The organism is Sphingobium indicum BiD32 (genome assembly GCF_000382885.1).
In the GTDB taxonomy this organism is placed as follows: Bacteria; Pseudomonadota; Alphaproteobacteria; order Sphingomonadales; family Sphingomonadaceae; genus Sphingobium; species Sphingobium japonicum_C.
Map to the genome: position 1 here is coordinate 23,959 of NZ_CAVK010000014.1, position 21,952 is coordinate 45,910.

Below are 21,952 nucleotides of genomic sequence, written 5' to 3' on the forward strand. Positions count from 1 at the left end.
TATGGCTTCGCGCGCACGAAGCGTTGCGCCGTGGCGCAAAGCAGGAAAGGGTGCGCCATGACCCATATGGATTTCGACGCGCTGGTCGCGCTGCTTCGCCGTATCTTCCAGAGCAATGGCACATCGGCGACTGTCGCCGACATATTGGCGCGCAATTGCGCCAGCGCTGAACGAGACGGCGCCATGAGCCACGGCCTGTTCCGCATGGCGGGCTATGTTGCAACCCTGCGCAGTGGCTGGGTCGATGGGCGGGTCCAACCCCGGATGGAAGAAGGCGGAGCATCCTTCCTGCGGGTCGACGCCGCCAATGGCTTTGCCCAGCCTGCGTTGGCCGCCGCCGCGCCATTGGCGATCGAAAAGGCGCGCGCGACCGGTGCCTGCGTCATCGCCATCCGGCATTCGCATCATTTCGCCGCGCTCTGGCCCGATGTCGAACCATTCGCGCAGCAGGGACTCGTCGCCATCGCCATGGTCAACAGCATGGCCTATGTCGCCCCGCCCGGCGCACGGCACCCGGTCTATGGCACCAACCCGCTGGCTTTCGCCGCCCCGCGCGCGGATGGGCGCATTATCGTGTTCGATCAGGCGGTCAGCGTGCTGGCCCATGGCGACGTGCAGATCGCCGCGCGCGATGGCCATCTCCTGCCACCCGATGCTGGGGTCGATGCATCAGGGCAGGCCACGCGCGATCCCCGCGCCGTGCTGGACGGCGGCGCGCTCTTGCCCTTTGGCGGTCACAAGGGCGCGGCCATTGCGCTGATGATCGAGATCATGGCCGCGGCCCTGACCGGCGGGCTATTCTCGCATGAGGTCGACTGGTCCGCCCATCCCGGCGCGCAGACGCCCAGTACCGGCCAGTGCCTGATCCTGATCGACCCGACGCGTGGCGGATCGGCGGCGGGTTTTGCCAACCGGGTCGAACAACTTGTCACCGCGCTGCACGATGCCGGACAGGAGCGTATGCCCGGCGACCGTCGCCTTGCCGCGCGGGCCAGGGCGCTGCGTGACGGCATCCCGGTCAGCGCGGACATGCTGCGCCAATTGGAGGGGTTGATAGCGCCCTAAATCTGAACCAGATGCGCGACATCCTTCGCGCTTTCCCCGGCAATCGCGCCCTGCCGGATGATCCGCCCATTCTGCATCGCGCAATAGCGATCGGCAAAGCGCCAGACGAAATCCAGATATTGCTCGACGACCAGCACCGTCATGCCCAGCTGGTCGCGGACATGGACCAGCGCGGCCTCGATCTGCTGCACGACATTGGGCTGGATGCCCTCGGTCGGTTCGTCCAGCAGCAGCAGGCCGGGTTCACCCGCCAGCGCGCGACCGATAGCGAGTTGCTGCTGCTCACCCCCTGACAGGAACCCAGCCGCGCGGGTGCGGATGTCATAGAGTTTGGGGAACAGGTCGAAAATATGCGGCGGCACCTTGGCGCTACCCTTGCCCCGCCCCGTCAATGCCGACAGGCCGGTCTCCAGATTTTCCATGACGGTCAGCTGCGGGAACACATGCCGCCCCTGCGGCACGAAGCCGATGCCAGCCCGCGACCGTTTATGCGCGGGCAGCGCCGTAATATCCTGCCCGTCGAAGCGGATCGTCCCGCCGGTCACTGGCCGCGTCCCCATGATGGTGTGCAGCAATGTCGTCTTGCCCACGCCGTTGCGGCCGATCAGCGCCATCACCTGCCCCCGCGCCAGCGTCAGGTCGACGTCCCACAAGACCTGGCTCTGGCCATAGGCGCTCGACAGGCCGCCAATTTCCAGCAGCGCGCTCATGCTGTATGGCCCAGATAGACAGCGGCGACTTCCGGGTCGGCGCGTACTTCGGCGACGCTGCCCCGCCATCGACCGTCAACGTGAATGGGGCCGGAACCTTGCCGCGCGCGAAGAACAGGCTGGTATTGGCCAGGCTTGCATCGACCCCGGCTACTTCGCTCAGCACAGGCACGGTCGCGCCCTTTGCATAGTTCAGGCCATAGCCAAATGCGAACAGCGGATCATATCCTGCCATGCCCTTGTTCAACACGAACTGGCCCGCCGTCTTGGGCCAGCTATAGGCCAGCTTGCCGGTAAAATCAGCGCGGGGCTTGCCATCGCTATCGCCGATCAAAACATCGGCAACTCCTGCGCCTTCGGACCCTGGGAACCATGCGGCGACAAACGCATCCGACTGGTTGAGTTCCGGGTTGACCCACAAAGGCCGCCCCGACAGGAACACCGAAACCGTCCGCACGCCCGCCGCCTTCAGCGTTTTCAACAGGGCAAGCGCCTGTTTGTCGCCTGCCTCAAACTCCAGGGTGCGCACATCGCCGCGCATTTCGGCATAGGGCGTTTCGCCAAAGACCACGATTGCGACATCGGGCCGGGTGGAAAAGCGGCCATCGGGCGACAATGTGGCGGTGCCTCCGCCAGCCTTGGCTGCGGCGGCAATTCCGGCATATATAGATGTTGCGCCGGGGAAATCGGCATTGGTGTTGCCATCGCCCTGCCATGACAGGGTCCAGCCTGCCGACTGGCGTCCAATGTCATCTGCCGCATCACCCGCGACGAGAATGTTCGCGCTGGCCTTTATCGGCAGGACACCGTTATTCTTCAGCAGGACGAGGCTCTTGGCCACCGCCTCACGCGCGACCGCACGATGGGCTGGCGACCCGATCGTGTCACTTTTCGCTTCCCACGGACGCCCGGCGTCGAACAGTCCCAGCTTCATCTTCACGCGCAGGATGCGACGCACCGCATCGTCGATCCGCGACGCCGATATCGTACCAGCCCTGGCGGCGGCGAGGGTCGAGTCAAACAGACCCTTCCAGCTATCGGGTGCCATCGCCATATCCAGCCCTGCGTTGAAGGTCGCGGGGCAATCTATATTGGTGCAGCCGGGAATTTGCCCGTGACCGTTCCAGTCGCCAACGATGAAGCCGTCAAAGCCCATCCTGCCTTTCAACACATCGGTCAACAGCGTCTTGTTGCCATGCATCTTGGCATCGTTCCAACTGGAAAAGCTGGCCATGACCGTCATCGCACCGGCGTCGATCGCGGGCGGGTAGCCGACAGCGTGTACCTTGATAAGGGTCGCTTCATCGACTGCCGTATCGCCCTGATCGATTCCGTCCGTCGTGCCGCCATCGCCAAGGAAATGCTTGGGTGATGCCGCGACCTGCCCGCGTTGGATGCCAAATGCGCCGGGCTTCCCCTGCAATCCTTCGATCATCGCGGCGGCATAGGACGCAACGACCGCCGGATCCTCCGAATAACCCTCATAAGTGCGACCCCACCGGTCATCCTGCGGCACGGCCAGTGTGGGACCGAATGCCCAGTCGATCCCGGCAGCTGAGGTTTCGCGTGCGGTCACTTCGCCGATGCGACGGATCAGCGCCGGATCGCGCATCGCACCGAGCGCGCTGTTATGCGGGAAGATCGTCGCACCGATCACATTATTATTGCCATGCACCGCATCGACACCGAACATCAGTGGAATCGCGACATGGCCGGGGCGCTGCTCCAGGGCCACCGCGTTGAATGCGCGGCTGGTGGCGATCCATGGCGCGGCTGGCGAACGATCCGGGCTGCCAATCGGTGGGGAACTACCGCCCGCCAGGATCGAACCGAGTGGGTAACGCCGCAGATCCGCTGGCGTAATCGCGCCAATGTCCGCCTGGATCATCTGGCCGACTTTTTCTTCAAGGCTCATGCGCTTCATGAGCGCGGTAATCCTGGCCTCGGTCGACGAATCGACCAGGCCGCGGCTTTTTGCTTTCGGCCATTGATCGGGATGCGCAACCTGCGCGGTGGCTACTGCTCCGGTCATGCCCATCAACATGACCAGAGTCCATGGTGCCAGACGTGTCATAGCGTTCCCTCCTCATTTTATGATCTGCTTCTTAAAGCGACATTTTTGGTATCGCTATCATTAATTTCATGGAAGATTGTCGCAGATCGCTTTTCTTGGCGCGGTCTCCTGCTACAGGTGCGGCATGACAGGATCGACACGGAAGCCTCGTGAGGGCACATCACGACAGACCGGTGCGCCGACGATTTCCGACGTCGCGCGACTCGCTGGTGTGTCGCCAATGACCGTCTCGCGCGTCATCAATGCAGAACGCAACGTCCGCAACTCGACACGCGATGCGGTTAAGGCGGCGATCGATCAGCTCAACTTTGCACCCAACCGCGCGGCGCGCAGCCTTGCGGGTGCATCGCAACTGCGGTTGGGACTGCTATATTCCAACCCGTCCGCCGCCTATCTCAGCGAATTTCTCGTCGGCAGTCTCGACCAGGCCGGGCGGTCCGACGTCCAATTGGTGGTCGAAAAATGCGAACTGGGCGATCATGAGCGCGAGGTGGTCGAACGGATGATCAGCAGCGGAATAGACGGCGTCATCCTGCCACCGCCCTTGTGCGATTCGCGCGCTGTCCTCGACATTCTGATTGGCGCCTCTGTGCCGACCGTAGTCGTCGCTACTGGCTGTCCACCGCCCCAATGCGCTGCAATTTCGATAGATGACCGGGGCGCGGCGCAGGCGATGGTGCGTCATTTGATCGGCCTGGGCCATGTGCGGATCGGATTTATCGCGGGCAACCCCAATCTGACCGCGAGCGGCCGACGGCTGGAAGGCTATCGCGCGGCACTGGCGGAAGCTGGCCGCGCATTTGATGAACAACTGGTTGCGGATGGCCTGTTCACATATCGGTCGGGCCTGGACGCAGCGGACGAACTGCTTGAGCTTGAAAATCCGCCATCCGCGATTTTCGCCAGCAATGACGATATGGCGGCGGCAACCGTCGCGGTCGCCCATCGTCGCGGGCTCGACGTGCCGGGCGACCTCACCGTATGCGGATTCGACGACAGCGCGCTTGCGACGACGATCTGGCCTGAACTGACGACGATTCACCAGCCGATCGCCGATATGTCTCGCGCTGCCGTGGAAATGCTTGTCGGCATGTTACGCGGCAAACGCGGCGAAGCAGTGATACGGCATATGACGCTCGATTATACGCTGATCCGTCGTCAGTCCGATGCCGCACCCCGTCAACGTCCGCCGGTGCGCATTTAACAATCCGGCCAATTCATCTGGCGACAACACAGCCCCCGACGGCAAATCTCATCCTTCCATCGCCTCCAATTCGCGCCCGCGAGTCTCCTGCACCATCGTCTTGACGAAGAAGAAGGACACCGCCGCCGCCATGGCATAGCCGACATAGGTCAGCGAAAGGCCGGGCGATACAACAAGGCTGGGGAAGCTGACTGAAATCACCGCGTTGGCGATCCACTGGGCAAATCCCGCAACGGCCAGTGCCGATCCGCGAATCTGCGTCGGGAACATTTCACCCAGCATAACCCACATGACCGGACCCCAACTCACGTTGAAGAAGATCACGTACAAATTTGCTGCAACGAGCGCGATCACGCCCGAATGGCCCGGCAGCGATACTGCGCCGCCGGCATCGCTGACGGCGGTCGAAAATGCCCATGCGACCACCGCCAGCGTCACCGCCATACCGGCCGATCCGATCAGCAGCAGCGGCTTGCGTCCGATCTTGTCGATCAGCGCAATGGCCAGAAGGCAGGCACCGATCGACAGCACGCCCGACAGGATGTTGGTCTGAAGCGCATAATCCTCGGTAAAGCCGACCGCTTCCCACAAGGTCGCGCCGTAATAGAATACGACGTTGATGCCGACCAGTTGCTGGAACACAGCGAGGCCGATGCCGATCCACAGGATAGGGCGGATTTTTTTGGTGTTCTTGTCGACCAGGTCAGACAATGTGGGGCGGTGGTGGTCGGCGGAAAGGCTGTCGCGAATTTCGCTGACCTTGCGTTTGGCTTCAGCCGCACCGAACAGGCGGGTCAGGACGCTTTGCGCTTCATCGTCTCGGCCTTTCACGACCAAATAGCGCGGGCTTTCGGGTATGAAGAAAAGCGCCACAAAATAGATTGCGGCCGGAACGACCTGTAACCAGAACATCCAGCGCCATGCTTCATAACCGGCCCACAAAATCGCCGTCGATCCGCCCGCATAACGCGCCAGCGCAAAGTTCGCGACGAATGCGCCGGTAAGGCCTGAAATGATCATCACCTGCTGGATGCTGGACATGCGACCACGAATATTTGCCGGGGTGACCTCCGAAATATAGACTGGCGATGTGACGCTGGCTGCGCCGACACCGAACCCGCCGATGATCCGTGCAAAGATGAAAATCGCCGACGATGCCGCAGCACCTGCCAGCAACGCGGAAATGACGAATAGCGCAGCGGCAATCATCATCGTGTTGCGTCGTCCGATCAGGTCAGACAATCGCCCGGCTGCAAAGGCGCCGATCGATGACCCGACAAGAATCGCGCCGACATTGATGCCGATACCCAGGCGGCCCAGATCGAATGCGGCTTCCAACCCCTTTTGAGTGCCGTTGATAACGCCCGAATCATACCCGAACATAAACCCGCCAATCGTCGCAACGGCGACGACCAGCGTAATGAGCGCCTTGTTGACCTGCCCCGGCTCCATGAAAAATTCCTCTCTTTATCTTCACGCCTCTGGCGGACGCTCAGTTGTTGGCCTGGGTGACGGGGATGCCGGGTAGCGACCAGTGGTCACCTGCATCAGCGCCAACCGGCATCAACGAAATAGTCGTGTCCGGTACACATGCGCGCGTCGTCAGACGCCAAAAACAGCGCCAGCGCGGCGACATCGGCAGGCTGGATGCGACCATCAAGGCATTGGGCAGCGACGATTTCAGCCTCACCCTCTGGCGTGTACCAGCGTTCCTGTCGTGGCGTTTGAACATTGCCCGGCACAATCGTGTTCACACGAATGTTGCTCCGGCCAAGATCGCGGGCGAGCGCGCGGGTCATCCCTTCAATGGCGGCCTTCGATGTCTGATACAGGATCAGGTCGGGCAGCGCGAGATGCCAGCTGATAGACCCGAAATTGACGATAGCGCCTCCGCCTGCACGCTTCATCGCCGGGATCACCGCCTTGGCGGTAAAAAACTGGTGGCGCAAATTGACGTTCAGTCGATCTTCCCACACCGCAGGCGTGACATCATCGATCGTGTGCCGATCGTCATTGGCGGCGTTGTTGACAAGGATGTCGACGCCGCCCAGCGCGCTTTCCAGCGCCGCCATCGTTGCGCCAAGCTGGTCAAGATCGGTCAGGTCGCAATAACGGTACACGGGCGCGTGGCGCGCGGTGCTGGTCAACTGATTGGCCAGCGCCGCGCCCTCGTCTTCCGCAATATCGACAAAACCGACCCTGGCACCCTGTGCGACAAACGCCTCGACCAGCCCGGCGCCGATGCCGGACGCACCACCGGTGATGATTACGCTCTTGTCCTGTAGGCTGCCGTAAATCGCACGGGTCGGGTTCGTGCTTGTCTGCTGTAACATATTGGTTCCTGTCGGTGTCATGCTGCCAGCAGCCCGCGGGCCGCCAGATTGCGCATCAAATCGCCAATGCCAAAGCCCCATGGCGGGGCGTCGCGTGACGTGGTGACGGTGTTGATCAATGTGCCAAGGCGCGCGCTGGAAATCGTCACCACGTCGCCTGGCTTATGGGTGAATCCCCGACCGACATCGTCGCGGTCTTGCGTCGGCGCGAATAATGTACCGCAGAACAGCACAAAACCATCGGGATATTGATGTTCGCTCATCGCCTGCGCCAGAAGATTTTCGGGATCGCGGCTGATTTCGCGCATCGTGCTTGCGCCTTCCAGCAGATAGCCATCGGCGCCCCGGATCGTCAGGGCCACATCCGCATTGCGCACATCGTCCATCGTGAAATCACCGTCGAACAGGCGGATCAACGGGCCGAGTGAGCAACTGGCGTTATTGTCCTTCGCCTTGCCGAGCAACAGAGCGGAACGCCCCTCAAAATCACGCAGATTGACATCATTGCCGAGCGTCGCGCCAACCGCCTGCCCTTGCGAATCGGCCACGAGTACAATTTCCGGCTCTGGATTGTTCCAGGTAGAATCCGACCGCACGCCGATTGGGGCATTCAGCCCAACCGTGGACAACACCGACGACTTGGTGAAAATTTCCGCATCCGGCCCGATCGCGACTTCCAGATATTGCGACCACATGCCACTTTCGATCAGAGCGGCCTTCAATGCTGCGGCTTCGGGCGATCCCGGCACGACCGATCCGATGCTGCCGCCAAGCGCTGCTTCCAGCCGTTCGCGCACGGCAGCGGCGGCGGTGTGATCCCCGCGCGCTTGTTCTTCGATCACCCGCTCCAGCGCGGACACGGCAAAGGTTACACCCGCTGCCTTGACGCATTGCAGGTCGATGGGGGAGAGAAGCTGAGCAGGATCAATCGACGCGGCGTCCCCGATCAGCGTGCCGCCGACAAACGCCCGCGTAGCGATCAGCGCAGAAACGGTGGGTGCGACATGCGACATGTCATAGGCCATCCCGTCACGCACCATGATAGGCACCGGTCCGCAGCCCGGATCGATCCTTCCCAAAAATCGTCCACTCCGCCAATCACACGGCATGGTTTGGTCCAGCCGCAATTCTTCTATCGACACGTCATTCCCTCCATTGTGGTAGCGGTATCGTATATGCCATAAGGGGCGTCAAGAGATGCGATCAAACATCTAAGACATTATCAAATTGGGGAGGGTGCAAACGGATGAGGTGGGGTGCAAGCTTGGCGACCGTGTCAGTCCTTTGCACGGCTGGGAGCGTTCCCGCAATCGCGGCTGCCGACCGTGCTGCGCCCTATCGCTGGACCAATGTGACTGTAGGCGCGGGCGGTTATGCACCCAACATCATCTTCAGCCCCTCCGAACCAGGCCTGGCCTATCTGCGTACCGATATGGGCGGTGCCTATCGCTGGGATGTCAAGGCCGCGCGCTGGATTCCGCTTCAAGACGGCATGGCGATAAGCAGCTACATGGGCGTCGAAAGTATCGCCGTCGATCCGCGCGACGCCAACATCGTCTATCTTGCGGTGGGTATGGCCGCGCGTCTGCCCGCCGCCATTTTGCGGTCCATCGATCGCGGCAGGACATGGACGACGACGCCAGTACCGTTCGCGATGGGGGGCAACGAGCCGGGTCGCGGCATGGGCGAACGGCTGGCGATTGATCCCCATAATCGTTCAACGCTGTTTTTTTGGATCGCGCCATGACGGCTTGTGGCGGAGCGATGATTCGGGCGCGCACTGGGCCAAGGTCACGACCTTCCCGATTGCCGGGCTTGGGGCACCCGCTGCGGGGCAAGCGCATGGCGGCATATCGTTCATCGCGATCGATTCGCGCACCGGGCGCATCTGGGCCGGGATCGCGGATCCGGGCGCGGACCATCTGTTCCGATCCGATGATGGCGGCAAAAACTGGCTGGCGGTCAAAGGGCCGACCCCCGATTTGCTTGCCACAAAGGGGGCGGTGGGCGCAGACGGCACATTATATGTGACATATTCGGACGGCATAGGTCCAAGTGACGCAACGACCGGCGCGGTGTGGCGCTTCGCACCGGATGGGAGCGCGCGCGACATCACGCCGCGCGACTATGGCATGGGCGGCTTCATGGGTCTTGCAGTGTCGCGGGCCGGGATAGTGGCGGTATCGACCATCGACCGCTGGCAGCCCGGTGATACCGTCTGGCTATCGCGCGACGGCGGAGCGCGCTGGAATGATCTGGGCACCCGCAGCAGGCGCAACGTCTCTGCAACGCCTTATCTGCTGCATGAAGGCAAGGGCGCGGATTTCGGACACTGGATTTCGGGACTGGCGATCGATCCGTTCGACGCCGGACGCATGGTCTATACGACAGGCGCAACCGTCTATGCGGCGGACTCGGCCAAGCCCGGGGGCGAAATCCTGTGGAAGCCATGGGTGAAAGGGATCGAACAGACTGCGATCATTACGCTGACTTCCCCGACCGGCGGCGCACATCTGATTTCGGGCTTTGGTGACATTGCCGGTTTCGTCCATGAAGATCTGAATGCGTCGCCGAAGCCGACCTTCACCAACCCCTATCTCTCGAACACCAACAATCTCGATTATGCCGGACGCACACCACATGTCGTCGTGCGCAGCGGCAGCCTCTATGCCGAACGCCCGCGCGATGCGACCCTTGGCTGGTCCCAGGATGGCGGCAAAAGCTGGAAACCGCTTCGGGTTCCGCCGATACGCCTGGCTGACGGCGAACCGGGCAAACGCTATGACCTTGCGGGCGAAGCGGCGGTGATCGTGTCGGCCGATGGCAGCACGTTCGTCGTTGCCACGCCTATGCCGCTGGTCACGCGCGACCGGGGTAAGTCATGGGATCTGGTGCAGGGACTGGGGCTGAATGCCCGCCCGGTAGCGGACAAGGTTGATGCGCGGCGCTTTTATTCGGTCGATTTTGATCATGATCGGCTGCTCGTGTCGAACGATGCGGCACGAACCTTCGTACCGGTCGCGGGCCTTGGCCTACCTGCGCGACTATCGCTCGGCAAAGTCCATGGCCGCGAACAACAATATCGTCTTGTCGCATCACCTTTTGGCACCGGTGACTTGTGGTTTCAGGTGGGTGAACAACTGTATCACAGCATCGATGGTGGACAGAGCTTCGTCATGGCGAGCGGCATGTTGAAGGTCGAACTTTTCGGGTTGGGCCTGCCGATGGCAGGGAAAGACGCGACGATTTTTGCGGTTGGGACGCTGGGGGAGCAACGCGGCGTGTGGCGCTCGACCGACCATAAGAGCTGGACGCGGATCGACGATGACGCACATCGCTGGGGCGGGCGTTATCGCGTCATTTCGGGCGATCCGCGCCATGCGGGCCGCGTCTATCTAGGCACTGACGGGCGCGGACTATTCTATGGCGACCCTGCGGGAGAGACAAAATGAAATTTCTGGCGACGCTGTTGCTCATCACGCTACCCGTTCCGGCAATCGCCCAGCAGGTCACGCCGATTCCCAAACTGGTCAGCAAAAATGGTCGTCATGCGCTGATAGTCGACGGTACACCCTTCACGATATTAGGGGGGCAGGTCAATAATTCGAGCAACTATCCAGAGGCGCTGAAATCCGCCTGGGATGTGCTGGATCGGGTTCATGCCAATACGGTCGAAGTGCCAATCGCCTGGCAACAGGTTGAACCGGTTGAAGGCCAGTTCGACCTGTCTTTTCTGCAAACCTTGCTGGATCAGGCGCGTGCCCATGACAAGCGCGTCGTGCTTTTGTGGTTCGGCACGTGGAAGAATACGTCCTACGCCTATACCCCCGATTGGGTAAAGCTGGACAGTCGCCGCTTCCCCCGCATGAAGACGCGGGACGGCAAAGATCATGGCGTGCTCAGTGCGCACGGCACCGCAACGCTCGCCGCCGACATGCGGGCGTTCGTCAAGGTCATGGAATATCTGCGTGATCATGATGCACAAAATACCGTAATCCTGGTGCAGCCCCAGAACGAGACGGGCAGCTACCGTAACCCGCGCGATTATGGGCCGACCGGCGATGCACTGTTTGCAAAGCCGATCCCTGCGGCACTGGCCAAAGCGACGGGCAAGTCCGGCACCTGGAGCCAGGCATTTGGCGCGCAGGCGGATCGTGCCTTCAATAGCTGGTACGTCGCCGCCTATGTCGATGCGATCGCGGCGGCAGGCAAGGCCGTCAAACCCTTGCCCATGTATGTCAACGCCGCGCTTGCCGGGCCTTCAAACGTGCCTGACCCGGATGGCGTGGCGAGCGGCGGGCCGCAACAGGATGTCCTCGACATATGGAAGGCGGCGGCACCGCATATCGATTTTGCCGCGCCTGATATTTACGACCGGGCAAGTGCCAATGTTGTGCAATATCTCGATAAATATGCGCGTGCCGACAATGCGCTCATGGTGCCGGAAATCGGCAATGCGCGGGAATTTCATCGCTATTTCTACGCGGCTCTGGGGCGCGGCGCGATTGGATATGCGCCGTTCGGCCTCGATGCGAGCGGCTATTTCAACTATCCGCTGGGCGCAAAAGATCTGGACGCCGCCACGCTAGATCCGCTCGCCCTGCCCTATCAGGCGGTCGGGTCAATCATGCGCGATTGGGCGCGCATCGCATTTGAGCGGCCGACCTGGGGCGCAGCCAGGCCCGATGATGGCGCGCCGGTCTCGACCAATATGGGCGGTTGGACGATTTCGGCCTCCTGGGGCGAATGGCAATTCGGGATGAAAGCCTGGACGTGGCTCAAGTCGGAACCCGCCCCATGGAGCAAGGATTTGATCGGCGGCGTTGCGGTGGCGCAACTATCTGCGGACGAATTTCTGGTCGTCGGCGATCATGTACGGCTGACTGTCGCAAGCGCTGACGGAACCCCCAACAGCATGGTGCTGCGTGTCGAGGAAGGCGCGTTTCGGGACGGTAAATGGGTGATGACGCGCGTGTGGAACGGCGATCAGACCGATTACGGCATCAACCTGCTCGATAAGCCGCAAATATTGAAGATCACTATGGGGCGCTACCGCTGAGCGGTGCTGCCAATGACGATTCAGGGAGAAGGACGATGAAGAAGTTAATCCTCACGGCGTTGATGCTGGGTAGTGCGACCGGGGTGGCGCAGGCACAAAGCTATCGCCAGACCGCGACCGGCGTGCTCGTCACGCCCGCCACCGGCCCATCGGCCAGCGTCGAATTGTCTGTGCATGGGACGGGTATCGTCCATGTCGTGGCGCTGCCAAAGGGACAGAAAATCGCTGCCCGTGCGCCCAGTCTCATGGTGCCCAATCCACCGGCAACGGGCGCATTCACTGTAGTGGAAGCCAAGGGTCATGTCGTCGTAAAGGCGCAAAAGGCAACCGCTGATGTCGATCTTTCCACAGGACAGGTGACATTTCTCGACCCGGACGGGCATGTTCTGCTGGGTGAAAGCGGTGCGCCGCAATTCCGTCCGACGACGGTGGATGGCAAGCACTACGTCAGCATATCACAGCAGTTCAATCGCGGCACTGACGAAGGTGTCTATGGTCTTGGCCAGCACCAGAACAGCCAGATGGACTATAATGGCGAGGATGTCGAACTTGCCCAGCACAATATGGACATCGCCGTTCCATTTGTCGTCTCGACGAAGGGCTATGGCCTGTTGTGGGACAATGACGGGATCAGCCGTTTCGGCAATCCCAAACCCTACGCATTGGTGGGCGAAGATATGTCCGTCACCAGCGATGGCAAGCCCGGCTGGAAAGCTGAGTATTTTCTGGATGGCAAACCCGTTGTGACACAACAGGAAGCGACGATTGATTATCAGTTTTTGAACGATCAGTCGAAATGGCCCGAAGCCGCCAAGGCCAAAACCGTCGCTGCGACAGGCGGCCAAAATACGGCAGGCAATGCCGTGCAGAAACAGACGGTGATCTGGAGCGGCGACGTGATGCCCGACGCCACCGGCGTCCACAAGTTCCAGCTCTACGGTTCAAGCTATTACAAGGTCTATGTCGACGGTAAACTGATGCTGGATCGCTGGCGGCAGAACTGGAACCCCTGGTTTGCCAATTTTGAAGTACCGCTGGTCAAGGGCAAGCCTGCCGCGATCCGTGTCGAATGGGAACCCAATGCGGGCTATATAGCGTTGCTGCACAATGATCCCCTACCCGCGCCCGACCGGCATTCGGTCTGGATGACCAGTGATGTGGCGCAAGCGAAGGATTATTGGTTCGTCCCCGGCAGCACCATGGACAACGTCATCGCGGGGTACCGCCAACTGACCGGCAAGGCGGAGATGATGCCCAAATGGGCCTATGGCTTCTGGCAATCGCGTCAGCGTTACGACACGTCGAAGGAAATCACCGATGTCGTTGCCAAATATCGCGAACTGGCCATTCCGCTAGACAATATCGTGCTCGACTGGCGCTATTGGCGCGATGATGACTGGGGCGGCCACCGCTTCGACCCGACCCGCTTCCCCGATCCCAAGGGGTTGATTGATCAGGTTCATGACAATCACGCCAATTTCATGATCTCGGTCTGGCCGAAATTCTATCCGACCACCGACACTTACAAGGAACTGGCCGCCAAAGGGTTAGTCTATCAGGGCAACATCAAACAGGGGAACAAGGACTGGGTCGGCATCGGCTATCAAAGCACCTTCTATGACCCCTACGCCCCCGAAGGCCGCAGCATTTTCTGGAAACAGATTGAACAGCGGCTGGCCAGGTTCGGGGTTGATGCCTGGTGGGCCGATGCCAGTGAACCGGACATGCATTCCAATCTGTCGATCGCTGAACGGATCGACACCATGGGACCGACCGCGATGGGTCCGGCGGCCGAATTCTTCAACAGCTATCCGTTGATGAATGCGCGTGCCTTCTATGATGGCTGGACTGCCTATAAGCCCGACGTGCGCCCCTTTCTGCTGACCCGGTCGGGCTTTGGCGGGTTGCAACGCTATGGTGCCGCGATCTGGTCGGGTGATGTGGCCAGCCGCTGGTACGATCTGCGGGCGCAGATCTCGGCGGGTGTCAATGCATCGCTGTCGGGCATCCCCAACTGGACCCATGATATTGGCGGCTTTGCGCTGGAAGATCGATTTTCCACCAAGACGCCGACTGCTGCGGATCTGGAGGAATGGCGCGAACTGAACCTGCGCTGGTTCCAGTTCGGCGCATTCTCTCCGCTTTTCCGCAGCCATGGCGAGGCGCCCTACCGCGAAATTTACGAAATCAGCCCGGAAGGCTCGCCGATGCGCGAATCGATGGTCTGGTATGACAAGCTGCGATACCGCCTGATGCCTTACATCTACACGATCGGTGCCGACACCTATATGAAGGATGGCAGCATCATGCGCGGAATGGTGATGGATTTCCCCACCGATGCAAAGGTCCGCAAGATCAACGATCAATATCTGTTCGGCGACGCCTTCCTTGTCGCGCCGGTCACCGATTACAAGGCGCGCAGCCGCAGCGTCTATTTCCCCGGCAATACGCAATGGTATGACTTCTCGACAGGCAAGGCCTATCGCGGGGGCGATTCGGTCAAGGTCGATGCGCCCTATGAACGGATGCCCCTGTTCGTCCGCGCTGGCGCTGTGGTGCCGATGGGGCCGGTTACACAATGGGTCGATCAGCACCGCGATGCACCGCTGACCATTGCAGTCTATGCCGGGGCAAATGGCCAATTCTCGCTCTACGAAGATGACGGTCGCAGCCTTGCCTATAAAATGGGGGCATCGAGCCGCATCCCGATGACCTATGACGATAGCAAAGGCACGCTGACCATCGGCGCACGCCACGGCGCGGGCTGGAAGGACATGCCTGCAACGCGCACAATCCGCATCAAATGGGTTGTGCCGGGCAAGCCGGTTACCGACGACAATGCCTTTGATGCGGAAGTAACCTATACCGGCGCAGCGGTGACCATCGGCAAGCGCCGCTGATGCAGGACAACTGGCATCGGCGCGGTATCCTGGCGGGGCTGGCGGCGATGCCAGTCCTGCCAGCCCTTGCACGCAATGGCGGGATCATGTCGGGACCAGTGCAGCCGACCTGGCCATCGCTGGTCGAACATTACAGGACTCCCGACTGGTTCCGCGATGCCAAGTTCGGCATCTGGTCGCATTGGGGCGCGCAGGCCGTACCAGAACAGGGCGACTGGTACGGGCGGTTCCTGTATATGCAGGGTCACCCGATGTATCGCCAGCATCTGGAGGCCTATGGTCACCCGGCCGACACCGGCATGATGGATGTGCTGAACCGCTGGACCGCGGAGCGCTGGGATCCGCAAGCACTGATGCAGCGGTTCGTGAAGGCCGGGGCAAAATATTTCGTCTCTCTCGCCTGCCACCATGACAATCTGGATTGCTATGACAGTCGGCACCATGCCTGGAACAGTATGCGGGTCGGCCCAAAGCGCGATATCGTGGGTATCTGGGCAAAGGCCGCGCGGGCGGCCGGGCTGCGCTTTGGCGTGTCCAACCATGCCAGCCATGCCTGGCACTGGTATCAGCCTGCTTACGCCTATGATGCCGAAGGACCGCGCAAGGGCGAACGCTATGATGCGTACCGGCTCAGCAGGGCCGACGGCGCGGGCAAGTGGTGGCAGGGTCTTGACCCACAAACGCTCTATACCGGCCGCCACATGGTCGCGCCCGATGGCATCGAGAGCATGTCGGCGATGGATCAATGGCACGCGGCGCATAACGGCCAATGGATCGAAACCGCGCCGCCTGGCGACGCACACTATGCCCGGCAATGGTTGCTGCGCCAGATCGACCTGATCGCGAAATACCGCCCTGATTTCTGCTATATGGACAATCATGAACTGCCCTTTGGCCCCATCGGGCTGGCGGCGGCGGCGGATTATTACAACCGGTCGATCCAATGGCATGGCAAGGTCGATGTCGTGCTCACCGCCAAGCAACTCAAACCCTATGCGCGCGGTGCCATGGTACAGGATGTCGAGCGCGGCTTTTCAGACCATTTATGGGAAGAGCCCTGGCAGACCGACACGTGCATCGGCGACTGGTTTTACAATCGCGCGCGGTTCACCGACAAAAGCTATGTGTCGGCCGAAGCCGTGCTCCAGCGCCTCGCCGACGTCGTGTCGAAGAATGGCAATCTGCTGTTATCGGTCCCGCAGCGCGGTGACGGCACGATCGACGCGGAAGCAGAGAATATCCTTGACGATCTGGGCGCTTGGATGGCGGTCAATGAGGTTGCGATTTTCGGTTCGCGCCCATTTCACATCTATGGCGAAGGGCCAACGCAATTGGCTGCCGGCATGCAGAACGAAGGCGCATTCAAAGGGTTCGACACCCGCGATGTTCGCTTCACGGTGAAGGATGGCGCGCTCTACATCTTCTTCTTGAAACCGCCGCGTGCGAAGGCGCGCATCGCCGCGCTGGGCAAGGCCCGCTGGGCCGGACGGATCGCGCGCGCCACACTTCTTGGGCATGGCGAGATTGCACACAGCCACGGTCAGGCCTGTCTGGAGCTTGACATGACCACCAGCCCGGCCATCGTCCCGGTTGTGCGGATCGATGGTTCTGGCATCGGGTCGGGGACCAAGCCCATATGATACGCCGCGCGGGCTGGCAAAGGCCATTCCAACGGCATCGGCCAGAAGAGTCGGGCATGTGCGTAGGCGCTTCATGATCGGGAATTGCATCAAAATTCGGGGTGAATATGGGGATGGATAGTTTTTGGTCAGGCATTGGCGGATTGCTCGGTCCGCATGGTCCAGCGCAGACCGCCACGGCGCACAGTTATGCGCCGGGCGATTTTTCGATCCACTTCTTCCTGCAACTGGCGGTCATACTTGTCGCCTGCCGCCTGGTCGGATGGCTCGGCCGTAAATTTCTTGGTCAACCGCAGGTAGTTGGCGAAATGATCGCGGGCGCCTTGCTTGGACCATCGCTGTTTGGTCTGCTCCTGCCCGATCTGCAACGCGCGATTTTTCCTCCGGAAACGCGGAATATACTTTACGCTGGAGCGCAACTGGGTGTCGGGCTGTATATGTTCCTGGTCGGCACGACGCTGCGGATAGATCATTTCAAGGCCAAAGCCAAAAGCGCGGCGGGTGTCTCGCTGGCGGGCATCGTTGCGCCTTTTGTCGTGGCCGCACTCATCATGCCGTTCCTGCTCGAAATGCCCGGATTGTTCGCGCCCGGCATATCGCGCCTCAATGCGACACTTTTCATGGGCGCGTGCATCGCGCTCACCGCATTCCCGATGCTCGCGCGAATTATCAACGAGCGGGGGCTGGCGGACAGCGCGCTGGGGACGCTGTCGCTTACGGCTGGGGCGTTTGACGATGCCTGTTCGTGGTGCGTATTGGCGCTGGTCCTGGCGACCTTTGGCGGTGGTCCATCGGTAGCGATCATTGCGATCGGCGGCGGGCTTGCCTGGGGGCTGGTCGTCCTGTCGTTCGGGCCACGTCTGTTCGCACCGCTGGCCGCGCAGGTCACGCGCCAAGGGACCATGAGCACCGGCATACTCGCCATCACGCTCGCAGCATTCTGCACTTCCGCATTTTTGATGGATGCGGTTGGAATCCATGCCATTTTCGGGGGCTTCATCCTGGGCGCGGTGATGCCGCGTGGACTGTTCGCGGACGAAATCCGTCGCAAGGTCGAGCCACTCGCAGTCGTCCTGCTATTACCCATGTTTTTCACTTATTCTGGGCTGAATACCCAGATGAACATGGTCAATTCGCTTCCATTGCTGGGCATCGCCCTGCTCATCCTGATTGCCTCCATCATGGCCAAGGGCGGCGCCTGCTATCTTGCCGCCCGGCTTTCGGGCGAGGATAATCGCACGGCGCTCGGTATTGGCGCGCTGATGAATTCGCGCGGACTGATGGAACTCATCATCATCAATATCGGGCTGCAAAAAGGCATTATCGGACCGACTCTGTTCTCGATGCTGGTGCTGATGGCGATCGTCACGACGATGATGGCGGGACCATTGTTTGAACTATTCTATGGCCGTCAGGCACGCGAGCGCGGCGACCTTGGCGCGCTCGATTTGTCACCGAGCGCGATCAAGTAGGGGATATAGGCGTTCGCCAATAATGATTGACCCGCGCCTCGCGGAATGGCCAACAGACTCCCGCGTTCGCGGGAGCATGTAATGGAATAAGCGCGACCGTTGATGGGTATCCCCCGCCCGTTCGTTCCATACGTCATATGCCCCATGTCGTGACCTGCCGCGCCTGATCAGATGGTGTCCATGACCCTGCAACGCGCCATCACCGTGCCGCCCAAGTCCCGGCACCAGCGCGTCGATGGCCGCGCCATGGTCGCATTCGGCGCCCGCGGCATCCGCGACATGATGCAGGTTGCGCCAGCCCGGCTACTGTTTCCGCAAGGGCGGGAGGGCGATTTTCCGCTGGCCGTCACCGTCACCACCTGTGGTGGGCTGACCGGGGGTGATAGGCTGGCGCTCGACATCATCGTCGATCCGGGCGTGGGCGCGACCATCGTGCCGCAGGCCGCCGAAAAGCTCTACCGCGCGCTGGATGAGGATGAGCCGTCGCGCATCGAAACCCGTATCAGCATCGGCGCGGGCGCGACCTGCGAATGGCTGGCGCAGGAAGCGATATTGTTCGATCGCAGCAGGATGCGCCGCACGCTGGAGGCCGACATGGCCCCCGACGCACGGATGCTGGCGATGGAGATGCTGGTGCTGGGCCGCAGTGCCATGGGGGAAAGCTATCAGAGCGGGCTGATCCATGACAGCTGGCGTATCCGACGCGGTGGGCGGCTGATCTGGGCCGATGCGTTGCATGTTGAAGGTGACTTTGCGGCACAGGGGCGCGCGCCGTTCGGCTTTGGCGATGCAGCCGCGATCGCCACTCTGGTCTATGCGGGACAGGATGCTGGCGATTACCTCGACCTGGCCCGCACGCTGGTTGAAACGCCGACCGGCGGCGCGACCAGCTTTGACGGGCTACTTATCCTGCGTCTGACGCGCAATGACGCGCAGGCGCTGCGCAAGGATGTGATGCGCGCGGCAGGCGTTTTGCGCGCCGCGATATTCGGACTGTCGCCCTCCATGCCCACTATCTGCTACTGTTGATCCCATGAACCTGAAGGGACGCGAAAAGGACAAGCTGCTGGTGGCGATGGCCGCCATGGTCGCGCGTAATCGGCTGGCGCGCGGGGTCAAACTCAACCATCCCGAAGCGATAGCGCTGATCACCGACCATGTGGTGGAGGGCGCGCGAGACGGCCAGTCGGTCGCCGCGCTGATGGCGAGCGGAGGCCATGTCCTGACCCGCGATCAGGTGATGGAGGGCATCGCCGAGATGATCCACGACATTCAGGTCGAAGCGACTTTCCCCGACGGCACCAAGCTCGTCACCGTACATCGGCCGATCCGGTGAGAGGCTTGGCGATCAAAATGACCGTGTCAGGGATAGCCCCGTGATCCCCGGCGAAATCATCCCCGCCCCCGGCGACATCGTGCTGAACGAAGGACGCGAAGCCATCACCCTGACCGTCGCCAATAGTGGCGACCGGCCGATCCAGGTGGGAAGCCATTATCATTTCGCCGAGACGAACCCAGCGCTGTTGTTCGACCGCGACGTGGCGCGCGGATACCGGCTGGACATTCCGTCCGGCACTGCGGTTCGGTTCGAGCCGGGGCAGAGCCGGGACGTGCAGTTGATCCCCTATGCAGGCGACCGGATCGTCATCGGCTTTCGTGGCGATGTGATGGGGGCATTGTGATGGAGTGCTACACAACAGCCGCTCGAAACGAACGGAGGGTTGTTTAATGCCCGTAACCATTCCCCGCCGCGCCTATGCTGGAATGTTTGGCCCCACAACGGGTGACCGCGTGCGACTGGGCGACTCTTCCCTCCTTATCCGGGTCGAGGATGACCTGACCGCCTATGGCGAGGAGGTGAAGTTCGGCGGGGGCAAGGTAATCCGCGATGGCATGGGACAAAGTCAGATAAGCCGCGCCGACGGCGCGCCAGACACGGTCATCACCAACGCGCTGATCCTGGACCATTGGGGCATCGTCAAGGCGGACGTGTCGATCCGCGACGGGCGCATCGCAGCGATCGGCAAGGCGGGCAACCCGGACGTCCAGCCCGGCGTCAATATTCCCATCGGTCCCGGCACGGAGATCATCGCGGGCGAAGGGCGCATCCTGACCGCTGGCGGCATCGACGCGCATATCCATTTTATCTGCCCGCAACAGGTGGAGGAAGCGCTCAATGCCGGCATCACCACCATGTTGGGCGGCGGCACCGGCCCGGCGCATGGCACGCTGGCGACCACCTGTACGCCGGGCAGCTGGCACATTGGGCGGATGTTGCAGGCGCTCGAAACCATGCCGATGAATTTCGGCCTGATGGGCAAGGGCAATGCCAGCCAGCCTGCCGCGCTGGTCGAGATGATCCGCGCGGGCGCCTGTGGCCTAAAGCTGCACGAGGATTGGGGCACAACGCCCGCCGCCATCGACTGCTGCCTGTCGGTCGCGGACGAGTATGACATTCAGGTCGCGATCCATACCGATACGCTCAACGAAGCGGGCTTTGTCGAAAGCACGATCGGCGCGTTCAAGGGGCGCACGATCCACGCCTTCCATACCGAGGGTGCGGGCGGCGGCCATGCGCCCGACATCATCAAGCTGGCGGGGCTGCCCAATGTCCTGCCCTCCTCCACCAACCCGACCCGGCCCTATACCGTCAACACGATCGAGGAACATCTCGACATGCTGATGGTGTGCCACCATCTCGACCCGCGCATTGCCGAAGATGTCGCCTTTGCCGACAGCCGCATCCGCAAGGAGACGATCGCGGCGGAGGATATTCTACACGATCTGGGCGCTTTCTCGATGATGTCGTCGGACAGCCAGGCGATGGGCCGCGTGGGTGAGACGATCATCCGCTGCTGGCAGAGCGCCGACAAGATGAAGCAGCAACGCGGGAGCCTTGGCACGGACGACGCGGACAGCGACAATTTCCGCGTCAAACGCTATATCGCCAAATATACGATCAACCCGGCCATCGCCCATGGAATCAGCCATATCGTCGGCTCGATCGCGGTCGGGAAGCTCGCCGATCTGGTGCTGTGGTCGCCCGCCTTCTTCGCGGTGAAGCCCGATCTGGTCATCAAGGGCGGCAGCATCGCCACCGCGCCGATGGGCGATCCCAATGCCAGCATCCCCACGCCCCAGCCAGTCCATTACCGCCCGATGTTCGGCGGCATGGGCCGTGCGGGCGCTTTGTCGGCGGTGCATTTCGTGTCGGCGGCGGGGATCGCGGAAGGGATCGGCGAGCGGCTGCAACTGGCCCGGCCGCTGGAGGCGGTGCGCAATACGCGCGGCGGGATCGGGAAGGCGTCGATGCTATTGAACGACGCGATGCCCGATATTCAGGTCGACCCCGAAACCTATGAAGTGCGGGCCGATGGCGAATTGTTGACCTGCGAACCGGCGACCGTATTGCCCTTCGCGCAACGCTATTTTTTGTTCTGATGGGTCAGCTCACTTTCTCGATCCTCCCCTTTAGGGGGAGGTGGCTGGCCAAAG

At 61.5% G+C, this 21,952-nt stretch carries 16 protein-coding genes and 1 pseudogene; 12 read left to right on the forward strand and 5 right to left on the reverse strand.

Translation table 11 applies throughout. The features are described from left to right. Positions 1-57: 57 nt before the first annotated feature. Positions 58-1,065, forward strand: a complete 1,008-nt coding sequence (locus EBBID32_RS01690; RefSeq protein ID WP_006949582.1) for an Ldh family oxidoreductase — start codon at positions 58-60, stop codon at positions 1,063-1,065. Here the strand turns inward: EBBID32_RS01690 and urtE are convergent. Next, positions 1,062-1,775 (reverse strand): urea ABC transporter ATP-binding subunit UrtE, encoded by a 714-nt coding sequence (gene urtE, locus EBBID32_RS01695; protein WP_037488173.1) that lies wholly within the window; start codon positions 1,773-1,775, stop codon positions 1,062-1,064. The two genes, EBBID32_RS01690 and urtE, sit on opposite strands and share 4 nt — an antisense overlap. A 61-nt stretch (positions 1,776-1,836) precedes the next feature. Further along, positions 1,837-3,819 (reverse strand): annotated as a pseudogene (locus EBBID32_RS01700) (glycoside hydrolase family 3 protein); the annotation flags it as partial. A 154-nt stretch (positions 3,820-3,973) separates the two neighbouring features. On the opposite strand from EBBID32_RS01700, the gene EBBID32_RS01705 reads away from it, so the two are divergent. Then, a complete protein-coding gene (locus EBBID32_RS01705) occupies positions 3,974-5,053 on the forward strand; it encodes a LacI family DNA-binding transcriptional regulator (RefSeq protein WP_037488174.1) in 1,080 nt (359 codons plus the stop codon). A gap of 48 nt (positions 5,054-5,101) precedes the next feature. Here EBBID32_RS01705 and EBBID32_RS01710 read toward each other — a convergent pair whose 3' ends face one another. The 3 genes from EBBID32_RS01710 to EBBID32_RS01720 all read right to left on the reverse strand — a co-directional run bounded on the left by EBBID32_RS01710 (position 5,102) and on the right by EBBID32_RS01720 (position 8,495). After that, on the reverse strand, positions 5,102-6,505 hold the full coding sequence (locus EBBID32_RS01710) for a sugar porter family MFS transporter (RefSeq protein ID WP_006949590.1): 1,404 nt from the start codon (positions 6,503-6,505) through the stop codon (positions 5,102-5,104). Positions 6,506-6,600: 95 nt separating this feature from the next. Further along, positions 6,601-7,386: an SDR family NAD(P)-dependent oxidoreductase gene (locus EBBID32_RS01715; protein ID WP_006949591.1), complete on the reverse strand. Its 786-nt coding sequence runs from the start codon at positions 7,384-7,386 to the stop codon at positions 6,601-6,603. A gap of 17 nt (positions 7,387-7,403) precedes the next feature. Beyond that, entirely contained in the window at positions 7,404-8,495 is a 1,092-nt protein-coding gene (locus EBBID32_RS01720) for a fumarylacetoacetate hydrolase family protein (RefSeq protein WP_037488189.1), read from the reverse strand. Positions 8,496-8,650: 155 nt separating this feature from the next. Here EBBID32_RS01720 and EBBID32_RS23155 point away from each other — a divergent pair, with 155 nt between their 5' ends. The 10 genes from EBBID32_RS23155 (at position 8,651) to ureC (ending at position 21,898) form a co-directional block, all read left to right on the forward strand. After that, positions 8,651-9,133: a hypothetical protein gene (locus EBBID32_RS23155; protein WP_051093246.1), complete on the forward strand. Its 483-nt coding sequence runs from the start codon at positions 8,651-8,653 to the stop codon at positions 9,131-9,133. Positions 9,134-9,137: 4 nt separating this feature from the next. Next, positions 9,138-10,838 carry a WD40/YVTN/BNR-like repeat-containing protein gene (locus EBBID32_RS01725; RefSeq protein WP_156022441.1) on the forward strand — a complete coding sequence of 567 codons (1,701 nt, stop codon included), beginning with the start codon at positions 9,138-9,140 and terminating at the stop codon, positions 10,836-10,838. Then, positions 10,835-12,445: a DUF5597 domain-containing protein gene (locus EBBID32_RS01730; protein WP_006949597.1), complete on the forward strand. Its 1,611-nt coding sequence runs from the start codon at positions 10,835-10,837 to the stop codon at positions 12,443-12,445. The genes EBBID32_RS01725 and EBBID32_RS01730 overlap by 4 nt, the downstream gene beginning before the upstream one ends. Before the next feature lie 35 nt (positions 12,446-12,480). Next, positions 12,481-15,345 (forward strand): TIM-barrel domain-containing protein, encoded by a 2,865-nt coding sequence (locus tag EBBID32_RS01735; protein ID WP_006949599.1) that lies wholly within the window; start codon positions 12,481-12,483, stop codon positions 15,343-15,345. Continuing rightward, the gene (locus EBBID32_RS01740) at positions 15,345-16,985 is read left to right on the forward strand and encodes an alpha-L-fucosidase (RefSeq protein ID WP_006949601.1); all 1,641 of its coding nucleotides are present in this window, start codon (positions 15,345-15,347) and stop codon (positions 16,983-16,985) included. Before EBBID32_RS01735 ends, EBBID32_RS01740 begins: the two co-directional genes overlap by 1 nt. Before the next feature lie 113 nt (positions 16,986-17,098). After that, positions 17,099-18,457 (forward strand): cation:proton antiporter, encoded by a 1,359-nt coding sequence (locus tag EBBID32_RS01745; RefSeq protein ID WP_006949602.1) that lies wholly within the window; start codon positions 17,099-17,101, stop codon positions 18,455-18,457. A 180-nt stretch (positions 18,458-18,637) separates the two neighbouring features. Next, on the forward strand, positions 18,638-19,486 hold the full coding sequence (locus tag EBBID32_RS01750) for an urease accessory protein UreD (protein ID WP_231382081.1): 849 nt from the start codon (positions 18,638-18,640) through the stop codon (positions 19,484-19,486). A gap of 4 nt (positions 19,487-19,490) precedes the next feature. Next, on the forward strand, positions 19,491-19,793 hold the full coding sequence (locus tag EBBID32_RS01755; protein WP_006949605.1) for an urease subunit gamma: 303 nt from the start codon (positions 19,491-19,493) through the stop codon (positions 19,791-19,793). Positions 19,794-19,833: 40 nt separating this feature from the next. Continuing rightward, positions 19,834-20,139, forward strand: coding sequence for an urease subunit beta (locus EBBID32_RS01760; protein WP_006949607.1), 306 nt, complete (start codon positions 19,834-19,836; stop codon positions 20,137-20,139). A 46-nt stretch (positions 20,140-20,185) separates the two neighbouring features. Then, a complete protein-coding gene (gene ureC / locus EBBID32_RS01765; protein ID WP_006949608.1) occupies positions 20,186-21,898 on the forward strand; it encodes an urease subunit alpha in 1,713 nt (570 codons plus the stop codon). The last annotated feature ends 54 nt before the right edge of the window (positions 21,899-21,952 follow it).

Excerpts from the sequence above, each read along its gene's own strand:
- EBBID32_RS01690 (WP_006949582.1), top strand. The coding sequence starts at position 58 with ATGACCCATATGGATTTCGACGCGCTGGTCGCGCTGCTTCGCCGTATC.
- urtE (WP_037488173.1), bottom strand. The coding sequence starts at position 1,775 with ATGAGCGCGCTGCTGGAAATTGGCGGCCTGTCGAGCGCCTATGGCCAG.
- EBBID32_RS01705 (WP_037488174.1), top strand. The coding sequence starts at position 3,974 with ATGACAGGATCGACACGGAAGCCTCGTGAGGGCACATCACGACAGACC.
- EBBID32_RS01710 (WP_006949590.1), bottom strand. The coding sequence starts at position 6,505 with ATGGAGCCGGGGCAGGTCAACAAGGCGCTCATTACGCTGGTCGTCGCC.
- EBBID32_RS01715 (WP_006949591.1), bottom strand. The coding sequence starts at position 7,386 with ATGTTACAGCAGACAAGCACGAACCCGACCCGTGCGATTTACGGCAGC.
- EBBID32_RS01720 (WP_037488189.1), bottom strand. The coding sequence starts at position 8,495 with ATGCCGTGTGATTGGCGGAGTGGACGATTTTTGGGAAGGATCGATCCG.
- EBBID32_RS01730 (WP_006949597.1), top strand. The coding sequence starts at position 10,835 with ATGAAATTTCTGGCGACGCTGTTGCTCATCACGCTACCCGTTCCGGCA.
- EBBID32_RS01735 (WP_006949599.1), top strand. The coding sequence starts at position 12,481 with ATGAAGAAGTTAATCCTCACGGCGTTGATGCTGGGTAGTGCGACCGGG.
- EBBID32_RS01740 (WP_006949601.1), top strand. The coding sequence starts at position 15,345 with ATGCAGGACAACTGGCATCGGCGCGGTATCCTGGCGGGGCTGGCGGCG.
- EBBID32_RS01745 (WP_006949602.1), top strand. The coding sequence starts at position 17,099 with ATGGATAGTTTTTGGTCAGGCATTGGCGGATTGCTCGGTCCGCATGGT.
- EBBID32_RS01750 (WP_231382081.1), top strand. The coding sequence starts at position 18,638 with ATGACCCTGCAACGCGCCATCACCGTGCCGCCCAAGTCCCGGCACCAG.
- EBBID32_RS01755 (WP_006949605.1), top strand. The coding sequence starts at position 19,491 with ATGAACCTGAAGGGACGCGAAAAGGACAAGCTGCTGGTGGCGATGGCC.
- ureC (WP_006949608.1), top strand. The coding sequence starts at position 20,186 with ATGCCCGTAACCATTCCCCGCCGCGCCTATGCTGGAATGTTTGGCCCC.